This window comes from Sphingomonas hominis (assembly GCF_013328205.1).
Classification (GTDB): Bacteria; Pseudomonadota; Alphaproteobacteria; order Sphingomonadales; family Sphingomonadaceae; genus Sphingomonas; species Sphingomonas hominis.
Window position 1 is genome coordinate 917,814 of record NZ_JABULH010000001.1, and the last position, 14,282, is coordinate 932,095.

A 14,282-nucleotide genomic window follows, 5' to 3' on the forward strand; every position below is an offset into this window, starting at 1 on the left:
TGTTTTCTATGCAACACTGATGGTGTAGCGCGCCGTTGATGCATGCCGGCGCCGAGCCCGCTTCCCAATCTATATTGCCACTGAAGCGCAGGCTGTCGGTGACCCCCGCGGTCGAACTGGGCGTGCTCGCCGCGGTGCTGGCGGTCGCGCTCGCCAGCTATTTCATCGTGCGCGGGGAGGGTAATCCAAAGGGGTTGCTCGCGCCGCCCGTGATCGCGCTGGTGCTCGTCGCCAATCTCGCCGGCGGGATCGCGTTGATGATGCTGGCGGGACGCCGGATCGCGCGACGTCGCGCCGCGCGCTCGCCGGTCGGGGGCGAGGGACGGTTGCACGTCCGCTTGGTGCTGCTGTTCTCCGCGGTCGCCGCGGTTCCGGCGTTGCTCGTCACCATCTTCGCCTCACTACTGTTCCAATATGGCGTGCAATTCTGGTATTCCGACCGTGCGCGCAGCATGTTCGAGAATGCCGCGAGTCTGGCGCAGGAGAACTACCGCAGCGAACTCAACCGCGTGGCTCAGGAAACCGCGACGATGTCGAGCGACCTCGCCAACTACCTGCGCAACGACACGATCGACAGCAAGCGTTTCAGCGAGGGGCTCGCCTATCAGCTGTACCTGCGCAATTTGTCCGAAGCGCTGATCGTCAACCGCGCCGCCGACGGCGAACTGCGAACTCTGGCGCTGCTCAATCCCTACGATCGGCCGCTCGAACGCGTGGTCACGCCGGCGATGGTGGCCAAGCTGGAGCGCTCGGGTCCGACCGTCATCGTGCAGGGCAGCGATCGTGCCGGTGCGTTGACCCGGTTGGATTACCAACCCAACACCTACCTCTACTCAGCGCGCGTGTTCGATCCCCAGCTATCGGCGCAGATCGATCGCGGAGCGGCCGTTCTGGGCGACTACCGCCAGTTGCTCGAACGCGCGCGATCGCTGCAATTGCGCTTTAATGCCGCATTGCTCATCATCTCGCTGCTGATCGTCGGCATCGCGGTGTGGATCGCGCTCCAAGTCGCGGATCGGCTCGTGCGACCCGTGGGCGAATTGGTCGAGGCCGCGCGCCGCGTCGCCGACGGTGATCTCGCCGCGCGCGTGCCTGACACGCGGGAGCGCGACGAGGTCGGCGTGCTCTCCAATGCCTTCAACGCGATGACCTCGCGGATCGAGACGCAGAACACCGCGCTGGTCACCGCCAACACCCAGCTCGAGAGCCGCCGTGCGCTGATCGAGGCAGTGATGTCGGGCGTGTCGGCGGGCGTGCTGTCGATCGCGGAGGACCGCACGATCCGGCTCATCAACAGCTCGGCGCAGACGCTGCTGGGGCTCGACACGTCGCCGATCGGACGACCGCTCGCCAGCGTCGCGCCCGAACTCGACGCGCTGCTGACGGCCGGCGCGCGCGAGGGCGCGGTGCAGGTGTCGGTAGCCGGCGAACAGCGCACGTTCGCCGCGCGCGTCGCTCGCGACGGGTCGGGACCGATCGTCACGTTCGACGACATCACGCAGCAGCTGACCGACCAGCGCCGCGCCGCCTGGGCCGATGTCGCGCGCCGCATCGCGCACGAGATCAAGAATCCGCTGACCCCAATCCAGCTTGCCGCCGAACGGTTGCAGCGGCGCTACGGCGGCAAGGTGGAGGAAGGCGACACTACCTTTGCGCGGCTGACCGACACGATCGTGCGCCAGGTCGGCGACCTGCGCCGGATGGTGGACGAATTCTCGTCGTTCGCGCGGATGCCCAAGCCGGTGTTCCGCCACGAGTCGCTGCTCGATGTCGCGCGCCAGACAATGTTTCTCCACGAGGTGGCGCATCCCCGCATCCACTTCACGCTAGACCAAGACGATCCCGCGCCGACACTGGTGTGCGACCGCCGCCAGCTCGGGCAGGCGCTGACCAACGTCGTCAAGAACGCGGTCGAGGCGGTGGAGGCCGTTGACCAAGACGATGCGTCGATCACCATGCGCCTGACCGGGGACGATCAGCGGGTGACGATCAGTGTGGCCGACACCGGTGTCGGCCTGCCGGCGGAGCGCGAGCGTATCGTCGAGCCATATATGACGACGCGCGCACGCGGCACCGGCCTCGGCCTCGCCATCGTCAAGAAGATCGTCGAGGAGCATCATGGATCGATCAGCTTCGACGATCGTCCGGGCGGGGGCACGATAGTGACCCTGTCGTTCGAGCCGGCATTGCTGGAGCCGCTCGCGCTCGACGACGAATCATACAGCCAGCATGACGATCGGACGATCGCCGCTTTGACCAGGAGCCGGAACTAGACGCATGGCGATCGACATCCTCGTCGTCGACGACGAACTCGACATCCGCGAACTCGTGGCCGGCGTGCTGGAGGACGAGGGCTATGACACGCGCGTCGCGGCCGACAGCGACACCGCGTTGGAGGCGATTGCGACCAGGCGGCCGAGCTTGGTGCTGCTCGACGTCTGGCTGCAGGGTTCGCGCATTGACGGGCTCGAACTGCTCGATGAGATCAAGCATCGCGATCCTTCGATTCCGGTGCTCGTGATTTCGGGTCACGGGACGCTCGACACCGCGGTTGCCGCGATCCGAAAGGGCGCCGCCGACTTCATCGAGAAACCGTTCCAGGCCGAGCGCCTGCTGCTCATGGTCGAGCGCGCGACCGAAACCGAGCGGCTGCGCGCCGAGGTGGCGTCGCTCCGCGCAGCGGCGGGCAGGGCGGTCGACCTGACGGGCAACTCGACCGCGATCAACGCGGTGCGCGCGACGTTGAAGCGCGTCGCGGGCACCGGCAGCCGCACGCTGATCATGGGCGCGGCCGGCGTCGGCAAGGAGGTGGCGGCGCGGCTGCTCCACGGCTGGAGCCAGCGCGCGCACGCCAAATTCGTGCTGATGAGCGCGGCGGGTATGGCGCCCGAGCGCGTCGAGGAGGAATTGTTCGGGGTCGAAGAAAATGGCGACCTGAAGCGCACCGGCTTGCTCGAACAGGCGCATGGCGGAACGCTGTTCCTGGACGAGATCGCCGACATGCCGATGGCGACCCAGGCGCGCATACTGCGCGTGCTGACCGACCAGAGCTTCACGCGGGTAGGGGGTACGCGCGTCGTGAAGGTCGACATTCGCGTCGTGTCCGCCACCGCGCGCGACCTGCCGGTCGAGATCGCCGAGGGGCGCTTTCGCGAGGATTTGTACTACCGGTTGAACGTCGTGCCGGTAACGATCCCGTCGCTCGCTGAACGCCGAGAGGACATACCGCCGCTGGTCGAGCATTTCGTCGCGCATTACGCCGCCGAACGCCGCGTGCCCACGCCGCAGATCGCGACCGAGGCGATGGTGGCGCTGCAATCGTTCGACTGGCCGGGCAACGTGCGCGAGTTGCGCAACGTCGTCGAGCGCACGATCATTCTCGCACCCGGCACCCGCATCGGGCGGATCGACGTCGACCTACTGCCGGTCGAGGTGCTGGGCGATCAGGGTTCGGGCGCGGGCAGCAGCGCCATCATGGGCGCGCCGCTGCGTGAGGCGCGTGAGACGTTCGAACGCGAGTATCTGCGCGTGCAGATCAGGCGCTTTTCCGGCAACATCTCGCGTACCGCCAGCTTCATCGGCATGGAGCGTTCCGCGCTTCACCGAAAACTAAAGCTGCTCGGCATCACCGAAACGCGCGAGGATTGAGCGAGCAGCAAACTATCGCTCGCGCGGCACTGGACGCGAGGCAACACGTTACATAGCTTCATCAATGCCGACGCCGGGCACCGGCGCATCGCGGGGAACCTCCCGCCAAGAACAAGGAAGATCTCATGGCCGACAAGCCCACCTCGCTCCAGGACCTGTTCCTCAACTCGCTGCGCAAGACCAAGACGCCGGTGACCATGTTCCTGGTGAAAGGCGTGAAGCTGCAGGGCATCGTCACCTGGTTTGACAATTTCTCGGTACTGCTGCGCCGTGATGGTCAATCGCAGCTCATCTACAAGCATGCGATCTCGACGATCATGCCCGCCGGACAGATCGACGTCGACGGAATCGTCGGTTCGCTGGGGGAGACGACGCGCAAGCAGCCGTTGTTGCAGGACATTTTCCTCAATGCCGTTCGTAAGTCGGAAGACCCGGTGACGATGTTCCTCGTCAACGGCGTCATGTTGCAGGGTGCGATCGCCGCGTTCGACCTGTTCTGCATGTTGCTGCAACGCGATGGCATGTCGCAGCTCGTCTACAAACACGCGGTATCGACCATCCAGCCGTCGCAGCCGCTCAACCTGGCCGAGGAGCAGGACGGGGATTGATCGGGGTGTCGATGGAGCAGCGCGCATGAGCGGTGGGTTCGACCGCGATCGTGACGAGTTCGCGCGCGGCGCGAAGGCGGTCGTGGTGTTTCCCGATCTGGGCGGATCGTCGCGTGATGCCGACGCTCGGTTGGAGGAAACGGCTGGTCTGGCCGAGGCGATCGGGGTCGAGGTGGTTGACCGCGTCGCCATCCGCGTGCGTGCGCCGCGTGCCGCCACGCTGATCGGCAGCGGCCAGATCGAGGACATCGCCGCGCGTGCGCGGATGGGGGAGGCGCAGCTCGTCGTGTTCGACGGCGCGCTGACCCCGATCCAGCAACGCAATCTCGAAACCGCTCTCGAGATCAAGGTGATCGATCGCACCGGTCTGATCCTTGAGATTTTCGGCGAGCGCGCGGCGACCGCCGAAGGGCGTTTGCAGGTCGAACTCGCCCACCTCGACTATCAGTCGGGCCGGCTGGTACGCAGCTGGACGCACCTTGAACGGCAGCGCGGCGGCTTCGGCTTTCTTGGCGGCCCTGGCGAGACGCAGATCGAGGCCGATCGACGCTTGATCCGCGACCGCATGGCGCGCCTGCGCCGCGAACTTGACCAGGTGACGCGCACGCGCGGGCTTCACCGCGAACGACGCCAGCGTGCGCCGTGGCCCGTCATCGCGCTTGTCGGCTATACCAATGCCGGCAAGTCGACGCTGTTCAACCGCGTGACCGGCAGTCACGTCATGGCCGAGGACCTGCTGTTCGCCACACTCGACCCTACGTTGCGGCAGATCTCGCTGCCGGGGCTCGACAAGGCGATCCTGTCCGACACGGTCGGCTTCGTCTCTGAACTGCCGACGCAGCTCGTTGCCGCGTTCAAGGCGACGCTTGAGGAAGTCGTATCGGCCGATCTGCTGATCCACGTCCGCGACATCGCACATCCCGACACTGAGGCGCAGCGCGCCGACGTCGAGACGGTGCTCGAGGAGATCGGCGTCACCGACACCACGCCGCGGATCGAGGCATGGAACAAGCTTGACCTGATCGACGCGACCGACCGCGAGGCGCTGATCGCCGATGCCGATCGACGCGACGACGTGGTGGTCATTTCGGCGCTGACTGGGCAGGGGGTCGACGGCCTCATCGCGCAGGCATCGGCGCGGTTGACCGTGGGTCACCGTCGCTACGTCGTGACGCTTGATCCCGCGGACGGCGCGGGTGCGGCCTGGTTGCACCAGCATGGCGAAGTGCTGTCGCAGCACGTCGAGGACGACCGCGCACGCTACGAAGTGCGCATGGCCGAACGCGACTTCGAAAGGTTTCAGCAACGCGCGGAGTAGGTGGCGTCCGCGTCAGTCGGGCGGCTCTAACGTTCGTCCTCCTTGGCGCGACGCCACAGGGCTTCCTTCTCGTCCAACGACAGTTGGTCGAGCGCGTCGGTCATCTGCTCCATTGCGCGGAAACGCCGCTCGAACTTGGTGATCGCGCGGCGGAGCGCGGCTTCCGGGTCAACCTTGAGGTGGCGTGACCAATTGACGACGGCGAACAGCAGGTCACCCACTTCGTCCTCGCGCTCGTCGTCGGAAGCTGCGCTCTCGACCTCGTGCAATTCCTCATTGATCTTGTCGCGCGGTCCCGCGGCATCGGGCCAGTCAAAGCCGACGCGTGCGGCGCGCTTCTGGATCTTCTCGGCACGCTGAAGTGCCGGCAGCCCGAGTGCGACGCCGTCGAGCGTTCCACCGACACCCTTGGCCTGGCGCTCGGCCGCCTTGACCTGTTCCCACAGATGGTGACCGCCAGCCTCTGCGCCGCCAAAGATATGCGGGTGGCGACGCTCCATCTTGTCGCTGATCGCGGCGACGACGTCGTCGAAGGCGAACAGGCCGGCTTCCTCGGCGATGCGGCTGTGGAACACGACCTGGAGCAGGAGGTCGCCGAGCTCGTCCTTGAGGTCGGCCATGTCGCGTCGCGTGATCGCGTCGGCGACTTCATAGGCTTCCTCGATCGTGTAGGGCGCGATCGTCTCGAACGTCTGCGTGCGATCCCATTCGCAGCCATCCGGCGAACGCAGCCGTTGCATGACGGCGAGAAGGCGCTCAATCGGCATCTCAGATACGCCCAATGCTGTTGCTGCCACTTAGAGAAGACACATTCGTCGCCAGATAGAACTGACACACCGTTGGTAGCAGCGGGGGCAGCGTGGAGCCATCCACAAGCGCAGCGCTGACCCCGCTGATGCGGTGAGTTCTGAGAGGGCTACGGACCCGCTGCGCCAGCAGCGGGCCCGGTCACGCTAGAACAGCAGGCAGTGAGGCAGGTTCCTGAGGCGGCGTGTTCCGATCTCGGCCCGCGTATTCGGCCAGTCCACGCGCGACGAGTTCCGTGTTGGGAAGGCGCGGTCCACGCTTCAGCTTGGGCGTGCAGAGCGTGCGGCGATCCACCTTCGATGCAGTCGGAGCAGCCGAGGCGGCGAACATACCGCCAGTCTGGGCGGTCCGCGCCGGCTCGTTGTTGTTCCGCTTGCGGTGGTGTGGTGCCGTTTCCTGCAGGAGCCGCGCCATCGCCAGCGCCGCGTCGAGATGCTTGTTGTCGACCACCGCTGCCTGGTTCACCCGCTGCATCTTGTCGAACACGCGATAGGGCAAGGCCTGCCCGTCGTGTCGGATCTCGATCCGCCCGTCAGGGAACTCGCAGACATCTACCCGCTTGCGCGCCAGTGCCTGGCTGACCCGGTTCGGCTCCAGGATGAACAGCGCCTTGTTGTAGTGCAGCGTCAGCGCCGCGGTCACCGTGCGCTGCTCGCGCCAGACCATCTCTGCCTCGATGTTCTCGTGCGGCGCCAGCGGGCGGTGGAGATCGCGCGGGTCGAACGGCGTCCTGGCGAACTGCCGGTTGTGCCGGGCCATGTAGGCGGGGAGAAAGGCATTGGCCTCCTCGATGGTGGAGATGCCCTCCAGTCGCATCGCCTTGACCAGCCGGTCCTGCAACGTGCCGTTCGCCCGCTCGACACGCCCCTTGGCCTGCGGCGAGTTGGCGCAGATGATCTCGATGTTGAGCGCATGCAGCGCCCGCCCGAGATGGGTCATGCCGTCACCGTTCGCCGAAGCGGTGTTGTTGCGAAACGCGCTGTGCTTGTCGGAGTACAAGGCGACCGGCTTTCCGTGGCGCTCGATATACGTCCGCGTGGCCCGCATGTAGGCGAAGGTGCTCTCGCTCTCTACCATCTCCAGGTGCATCAATTCGCTGGTCGCATCGTCGATATAGACCAGCAGCGTGCATTGCGGGCCCCGGTCCTCGAACCACCAGTGTTTGGACCCGTCGACCTGGATCAGCTCGCCGCGGCAGTCCCGCCGGTAACGCGGCTGGTGCGGGCGAGGGCGACGCGCTGCGCGGTCCTTCCACAGCCCCGCTGCCATCATCATCTGCCGCAGCGTCTCGCACGACACCCGGATGCCGTGCCGCTCGGCCAGATACTCGCGCGCCAGCGTGGGCCCGAACCCGTTATACTGCTCGCGCACGAGGCTGACGACCTGGTCACGAAAGGCATCGCCGTAACGCCGGTTGCTCGGACGGCCACGCTTGCGCGAGATCAGCCCGGCTGCGCCGTCCTGCCGAACTCGCTCCAGCAACCGGTAGATCTGTCGACGCTCAAGGCTCAGTAGCGCCATCGCGTCTGCAACCCGGATCTCACCGCGGTCGAGCCGCATCAGGGTGTCGAACCGGCTCACCTCGGCAGTACTCATCGTCAGCACCGTCATCGTTCGCACATCCTCGCTGCCGAGGATGGCCATGACACCGGCGACCCGCTGGCACTGTGTGCCTTTTCTATCTAGCGGAGCAGTGTCATTTCTACTTAGCGCCTACAAATGCTAAAGTTGATAATAAACATTATGTAAAATGACACGCTGCTGTTCTAGTTCACGTGAGTGCCTGAACAGCGAGCAAGCCGACACCGAAGATGACGATCCAAGTGACTGCGTACCGCATCACCGTGGCCATAGGCACGCACCGCGCCGCCAGCGCCGACACAGGCAGCGCCAGCAACAGCCCGTACAATAGTGCCTTGACCATCGTATCGCTCACCAGCGGCGCTCCCAGCCGTCAAAACCGGGTTCTACTCCCCTTGGCAGCGTATCGCAGAGCGTTCGATAATCCATCGACTGGTCCATATGGATCAGCGCAGTCTCGTCCGGGCTGAGTTCCTCGACCCAGTGCAACACGGTCGGGAGGTCCGCGTGCGACGGGTGCGGACGGCGGCGCAATGCGTCGACGATCCATACGTCCAGCCCGGCATAGCACGCGCGCATGGCGTCGGTCATGCCGCTGACGTCGGTGGCATATCCGACGCGCACGCCACCCGCGTCGAAGCGCAATCCCGCCGAGGTGATTGATCCATGCGGTTGATCGACCACGCTGATGCCAATCGCCCCGATCGTCAGCGTGTCGGGCAGCAATGCTAGTTCGACGGTCGGCGGATAGCCCCCTGCTCCGTCGAACACGTAACCGAACTGGCGCCGTAACAGCGCAGCAGTGGCCGGTCGCGCATACCCCGGCACCGGCGTGCCGCGCGCGTGATACACCTGCCTCAGATCGTCGATGCCGAACACGTGATCGGCGTGCGCGTGCGTCCAGATGACGGCGTCGACTACGCCGACGTCTGCGGCGAGCAATTGTTCGCGCATGTCGGGCCCGGTGTCGACCAGGATGCGCGTTCCCTCGTGCTCGACCAGGATCGAGGCGCGGGTGCGACGATTGCGCGGCTCGGCCGGATCGCACGCGCCCCAGTCATTGCCGATGCGCGGCACCCCCGACGACGTTCCCGACCCGAGGATGCGGACCTTCACGCCCCCGCCTGCGCTGCGGTCTTGCTGAACAACGCGTGGAAATTACGCGCCGTATAGGTCTGCAGATCCTCGGCTTCCTCACCGCGTAGCTTCGCCAGGAACGCCGCGGTATCCGCAACGAAGCCCGGCTCCCCCGTCTTCCCTCTATGTGGCACGGGCGCCAAGAACGGCGCGTCGGTCTCGATCAACAGTCGCTCGCGCGGAATCCGTGCTGCCGTTTCCTGCAAATCACGCGCATTCTTGAAGGTGACAATGCCCGAAATCGAGATGAAGAACCCCAGCTCCATCGCTGCGTCCGCGAAGGCGGCGCTGGCCGTGAAGCAGTGGATCACACCGGTATAGGCGCCCTTCCCCATCTCGTCCCGGAGAATGGCGAGCGTGTCATCCTCGGCGTCGCGCGTGTGGACGATAATCGGCACGCGCGCCTCGCGCGCCGCGGCGATGTGGGCGCGAAAACTCGCCTGCTGCCGCGCGCGATCCGAGTGATCGTAATGGTAATCGAGCCCGCTCTCCCCGATTCCGACGACGCGCGGGTGCGCGGCGCGCGCGACCAGCCGCGCGATATCGACGTGTGGATGCTGATCCGCCTCATGCGGGTGGATGCCGACGCTGGCCCAAACATCCGGCTCACGCTCGGCGACGGCGAGCACGTCGTCCCACTCGCTCTCGCGTGTCGCGATGTTGAGCATCGCCGTGACGCCGCGTTCGCGTGCGCGCGCCAGCACCGCTTGCTGCTCCTCCGCCAGCCCCTTGTAGTTCAGATGGCAGTGGCTGTCCGCCAGCATCAGGCGTGCACCTCCGCCGCGGCCGGCATGTCGAGCCGCGGGAACGCGGGTGTCGGCGTCGACAGCGTGAAGCCCTGCGCGGTCATGCGCGCGTACCAGCCGTCGTCGTCGATCGCGGCGTGGTCGCGTGCATCCGCACCGAGCTGATCGAGCACGTGCCCCGCACCGTGCGGCACCACCGGGAGTATGGCGATCGCGAGCATGCGGATCGCGCGCACCAGCGTGCCGAGCACCGCGTGCATCCGTTCCGGATCGGTTTTGCGCAACGACCACGGTGCCTGCGCATCGATATATTGATTACACGCGAACACGCCGCGCAACCACGCCTCGATCCCTTGACTGAGCATCAGGTCGTCGAAGGCGGTGCGCATACCAGCGCAGGCGACGACCACCTCCTCGATCAACTGTGCGTCGGCGTCTTCGGCTCGACCGCCCTCGGGAAGTGCGCCGCCCAAGTTCTTGGCGATGAACGACAAGGTTCGCTGCGCCAGATTGCCGAAGGCGTTGGCGAGTTCGGCATTGACCCGCGTGACGATCGCCTCTGCCGAATAGCTGCCGTCCTGCCCGAAACTCACCTCGCGCAGCAGAAAGTAACGCAACGCATCGACCCCGAACGCCTCGGCAAGCCCGAGCGGATCGACGACGTTGCCCAAGCTCTTCGACATCTTCTCGCCGCGATGGAGCAGGAAGCCGTGTCCGAACACGGTCTTGGGCAGCGCGATCCCCGCCGACATCAGGAACGCCGGCCAGTAAACCGCGTGGAACCGGACGATATCCTTCCCGATCAAGTGCAGGTCGGCCGGCCAATACGGCATCTCCCCGTCGGGGTAGCCCGCACCGGTCAGGTAGTTGGTCAGCGCGTCGACCCACACGTACATGACGTGTCCGTCGCTGTCGGGTACCGGCACGCCCCAGTCGAACGTGGTGCGCGACACTGACAGGTCGGACAGCCCGCCTTCGACGAAGCGCATGATCTCGTTTCGGCGGCTCTCCGGGCGGATGAAGTCTGGCTCGCGCGCATAAAGCTCGAGCAGCGGCTGCTGGTACTTGGACAAGCGGAAGAACCACGTCTCCTCCGCGGTCCACGTCACCGGCGTGCCCTGCGGCGACAATTTGGTGCCGCCCTCGCCTTCGACCAGCTCCTTCTCGTCGTAGAAAGCCTCGTCGCGTACCGAGTACCAGCCCTCGTAGCGGTCGAGGTAAAGGTCGCCCGCATCCTGCATCGCGCGCCAGATCGCCTGGCTGGCGCGGTAGTGATCGTCGTCGGTGGTGCGGATGAAGCGGTCGTAACTGATCGCAAGCGTGTCGCACATCTGCTTGAAGTGCGTCGACATTTCTCCGGCGAACGCGCGCACGTCGCGGTCCTGCTCGCGCGCAGTCTGCGCCATTTTCAGCCCGTGCTCGTCGGTCCCGGTCTGAAAGCGCACATCTCGGCCCGCTTGCCGCTGAAAGCGCGCGATCGCATCGGCAGCGATCGCCTCATACGCGTGCCCGATGTGCGGGCGGCCGTTGGGATAGCTGATCGCGGTGGTGATGTAGAAGGGCTTGCCCATGCGCCGCTCCTAGCGGGGCGTTTGGCGTAAGTCAGCCCCGTGTCGCACCACCGGTTCACCCGCCAGCCTCGCGACGAGTCCGGCGAGTTCGAGCACGGTGCCGCCTGCGTCGAGCGACAGTCCCCGCGCCGCCCCCGCCACGTCGCGCGCTTGCGCATAGGCCTCGAGCGCGATGCGCAGCTCGTGTCCGTGACGATGCTGTGCCGCCTCGGCGATGACGCCGGGTACGCGCTCCAGGAACGCTTCGTAGCGCGGCTGCGCCGCCTTCAGCCCAAGCGCCTTGGCCAGCTTCGATCGGCGTGCAGTGGTGGGATCACCGTCGCGCGCGATCGCGTGCAGCGCGTCGTCGATCTCTGACAAACCGAGTTCGGCGTAGCGCAGCGCACGCCCGGGCGACCCCATCCCAGCGCGCACCAACGACGCGATCTCGTCCGCGCTCGCCTCAGGCAAGGCGTCGCCGAGCGCCGCGCGCATCGCAGCGTCGCCGAGCGGTTCGAGCCGGAGCAAGCGACAGCGTGATCGGATCGTCGGCAGCAATCGTCCCGGTGCGTGGCTGACCAGCAGGAAGGTCACGCCCGCGGGCGGCTCTTCCAGGCTCTTGAGCAAGGCGTTGGACGCGCCCGGTCGTTCCAGTTCGTCCGCGCTGTCGATGACGATCACGCGCCGATCCGCCATCGACGCCATCGTACCCAGGAACGGCGCCAGCCCGCGCACCTGATCGATCGTAATCGAGCGCGCGAGTTCGCCGTCCCTCCCGTCCTTTTTCGGTAACCGCCGCAGCTCACGATAATCGGGGTGAGCGCCCGATGCGAGCAAGGCCGCGGTTCGGTTATGCTCTGGCAGCGCCAGCCGACGCGGCAGCACGCCGGGCTCGGCTGCCTCGGCGAGCAGTCGAGCCGCAGCGGCGCGCGCGAAGCTCGCCTTGCCGATCCCTTGTGGACCGACGATCAGCCAGGCGTGATGCAGCGAACCGCCCGCCATCGCGGCGAGCAGCGCGTCGGCCGCGGCATCGTGTCCGTGGATCGTCGACGCGGCGCTCACGGCAGCCAAGCCGCGAGGTCGTCGAGGATCGCGGCCGTAACGGCTTCTTGGTCGCGGCTGGCATCGATCCGGCGCACGCGCTCCGGTTCTTGCTCGGCAATCCGCAGGAAGGCGGCCGCTACTGCCTCGTGAAAGGCACCATCGCGCGCGGCGAAGCGGTCTGCCGCTGCGCCGTCGCGGGTCGCCGCACGCTCAGTGCCTTGCGCGACAGGCAAGGTCAGCACGAAGGTTCGATCGGGCAACAACCCTGTCGACCCGAACGCGTGCAGCGCGAGCACATCCGCATCGGCGACCCCGCCGGCCGCACCCTGGTAGGCGCGCGATGAATCGAGGTAGCGGTCGCAGATCACCCACTCGCCCGCCTCGACCGCGGGTCGGATCACCTTCTCGACATGGTCGGCGCGTGCCGCGGCGAACAGCAGCGCCTCCGCACGCGCGCTCCAGCGTCCGGCATCGCCGTGCATCAGCAGCGCGCGGATCGCCTCCGCGCCCTCGCTGCCGCCGGGCTCGCGCGTGATCCGCGTGGCGAGCCCGCGCGCCTGCAACGCGGCGGCGAGCGCGCGCACCTGCGTCGACTTGCCCGCCCCTTCGCCTCCTTCCAGGCTCAGGAAGCGTCCGCGCATTACCCGAACATGCCGGTCAGACCGTGCCACGCGCGGCGGAAGAAGCCCGCCTCGGCGACGTCGGCCGCGGCGTTGAGCGGCGTCACCTGCTGCGGCAGGCCCGGCGCGTTGACGACGAGGTCGGCGACGTGCGTCCCCGCCTTGATCGGCGCTTTCAACGGACCTTGGTAAACGATCTTGCCCGACACCGCCGGGCTGGTGCCGGCGGGCACCGATACGGCGACCGCGCGCGGCGCGACGAGGTCGACCGCGGTGACGTCACCCATCTGGACGTCGGCTTGCCCCACGACGCGGCCACTCTTCACCACCGGCTTCGACTGCCAGGCGCGAAAACCCCATTCCATGAAGCGGACCGATTCGGCCGCGCGCTGATTGAAGCTGGTCAGACCGGCGAGCACCATCACCAGCCGACGTCCGTTCTGCTCGGCCGAACCAGTGAAGCCGAACCCCGCTTCCTCGGTATGTCCGGTCTTCAAGCCGTCGGCGCCCGCGACGCGGCCCAGCAAGGGATCGCGATTGGCCTGGGTGATCTGATTGCCGCCCATCGTCTTGCCCCAGGTGAAATCCCGGCGCGAGTAGAATTGCTTGTAGAGCTTCGGGTGCTCCGAGATGGTCGATGAGGCCAGCTTCGCCAGATCACGCGCGGTGACGTAGGTCACGCCATTGTCGGGCCAGCCGTTCGACGTGCCGAAGTGGCTGTTGTTCAGTCCGAGCTTCTTGGCATTCTCGTTCATGCGGTCAACGAACGCGGGCTCGGTGCCCGACAGTCCTTCGGCCAGCACGACGCAGGCGTCGTTGCCGCTCAGCGTGACGATGCCGTAGAGCAGATTGGCGACTGACACGCGCTCACCCGCCGACAGGAACATCGTCGAACCCGCGGCGGGACCGTGCCAGCGCTGCCACGTCTCGGGACGGACCTCCAGCTCCTGATCGAGCCGGATGTCGCCTTTGCGCAGCATCTCGAACGCGGTGTAGACCGTCATCATCTTCGCCATCGAGGCGGGCGGCATGCGACGATCGGCGTCCTTCGCGTACAACACCGCGCCCGAGGACATATCCTCCATGAAGGCGACCGGCGCGGGCGTGTCGAACTGCGGGGCGGCGGGTGCCTGCGCGGCAACCGGATAAGCGGCAGCAAGGACAACGGCGGGGACCGCGAGCGCGGTCAGAAACTTGGACATGGACGCACTTTCCACATTCTG

The 14,282-nt window shown here is 66.5% G+C and carries 12 protein-coding genes and 1 pseudogene; 4 read left to right on the top strand and 9 right to left on the bottom strand.

Features of this window, described 5'->3' with window-relative positions; all coding sequences use genetic code 11:
- The first annotated feature begins 38 nt into the window (after positions 1-38).
- The 4 genes and pseudogenes from HRV97_RS04645 to hflX all read left to right on the top strand — a co-directional run bounded on the left by HRV97_RS04645 (position 39) and on the right by hflX (position 5,574).
- Positions 39-2,273 carry a sensor histidine kinase gene (locus tag HRV97_RS04645; protein ID WP_223176557.1) on the top strand — a complete coding sequence of 745 codons (2,235 nt, stop codon included), beginning with the start codon at positions 39-41 and terminating at the stop codon, positions 2,271-2,273.
- 4 nt (positions 2,274-2,277) lie between these two features.
- On the top strand, positions 2,278-3,648 hold the full coding sequence (ntrX, locus tag HRV97_RS04650) for a nitrogen assimilation response regulator NtrX (RefSeq protein WP_174192456.1): 1,371 nt from the start codon (positions 2,278-2,280) through the stop codon (positions 3,646-3,648).
- Between the two features lie 116 nt (positions 3,649-3,764).
- A pseudogene (gene hfq, locus HRV97_RS04655) lies at positions 3,765-4,256 on the top strand (RNA chaperone Hfq); the annotation flags it as partial.
- A gap of 25 nt (positions 4,257-4,281) precedes the next feature.
- The gene (gene hflX, locus HRV97_RS04660) at positions 4,282-5,574 is read left to right on the top strand and encodes a GTPase HflX (protein ID WP_174192458.1); all 1,293 of its coding nucleotides are present in this window, start codon (positions 4,282-4,284) and stop codon (positions 5,572-5,574) included.
- Between the two features lie 26 nt (positions 5,575-5,600).
- Here hflX and mazG read toward each other — a convergent pair whose 3' ends face one another.
- The 9 genes from mazG to HRV97_RS04705 form a co-directional block, all read right to left on the bottom strand.
- Complete coding sequence (mazG, locus tag HRV97_RS04665; RefSeq protein WP_174192459.1) at positions 5,601-6,341, bottom strand: nucleoside triphosphate pyrophosphohydrolase; 741 nt, start codon at positions 6,339-6,341, stop codon at positions 5,601-5,603.
- 181 nt (positions 6,342-6,522) lie between these two features.
- Positions 6,523-7,992, bottom strand: a complete 1,470-nt coding sequence (locus HRV97_RS04670) for an ISNCY family transposase (RefSeq protein WP_231729986.1) — start codon at positions 7,990-7,992, stop codon at positions 6,523-6,525.
- Positions 7,993-8,152: 160 nt separating this feature from the next.
- Complete coding sequence (locus HRV97_RS04675; protein ID WP_174192460.1) at positions 8,153-8,317, bottom strand: hypothetical protein; 165 nt, start codon at positions 8,315-8,317, stop codon at positions 8,153-8,155.
- Positions 8,314-9,078, bottom strand: a complete 765-nt coding sequence (locus HRV97_RS04680; protein WP_174192461.1) for an MBL fold metallo-hydrolase — start codon at positions 9,076-9,078, stop codon at positions 8,314-8,316. Before HRV97_RS04680 ends, HRV97_RS04675 begins: the two co-directional genes overlap by 4 nt.
- Positions 9,075-9,863: a TatD family hydrolase gene (locus tag HRV97_RS04685; RefSeq protein WP_174192462.1), complete on the bottom strand. Its 789-nt coding sequence runs from the start codon at positions 9,861-9,863 to the stop codon at positions 9,075-9,077. Before HRV97_RS04685 ends, HRV97_RS04680 begins: the two co-directional genes overlap by 4 nt.
- Entirely contained in the window at positions 9,863-11,416 is a 1,554-nt protein-coding gene (metG, locus tag HRV97_RS04690; RefSeq protein WP_174192463.1) for a methionine--tRNA ligase, read from the bottom strand. Before metG ends, HRV97_RS04685 begins: the two co-directional genes overlap by 1 nt.
- Before the next feature lie 9 nt (positions 11,417-11,425).
- Complete coding sequence (locus HRV97_RS04695; RefSeq protein WP_343044428.1) at positions 11,426-12,457, bottom strand: AAA family ATPase; 1,032 nt, start codon at positions 12,455-12,457, stop codon at positions 11,426-11,428.
- Positions 12,454-13,080, bottom strand: coding sequence for a dTMP kinase (tmk, locus tag HRV97_RS04700; RefSeq protein ID WP_174192465.1), 627 nt, complete (start codon positions 13,078-13,080; stop codon positions 12,454-12,456). The genes HRV97_RS04695 and tmk overlap by 4 nt, the downstream gene beginning before the upstream one ends.
- The gene (locus tag HRV97_RS04705; protein WP_174192466.1) at positions 13,080-14,261 is read right to left on the bottom strand and encodes a D-alanyl-D-alanine carboxypeptidase family protein; all 1,182 of its coding nucleotides are present in this window, start codon (positions 14,259-14,261) and stop codon (positions 13,080-13,082) included. Before HRV97_RS04705 ends, tmk begins: the two co-directional genes overlap by 1 nt.
- Positions 14,262-14,282: the final 21 nt, after the last annotated feature.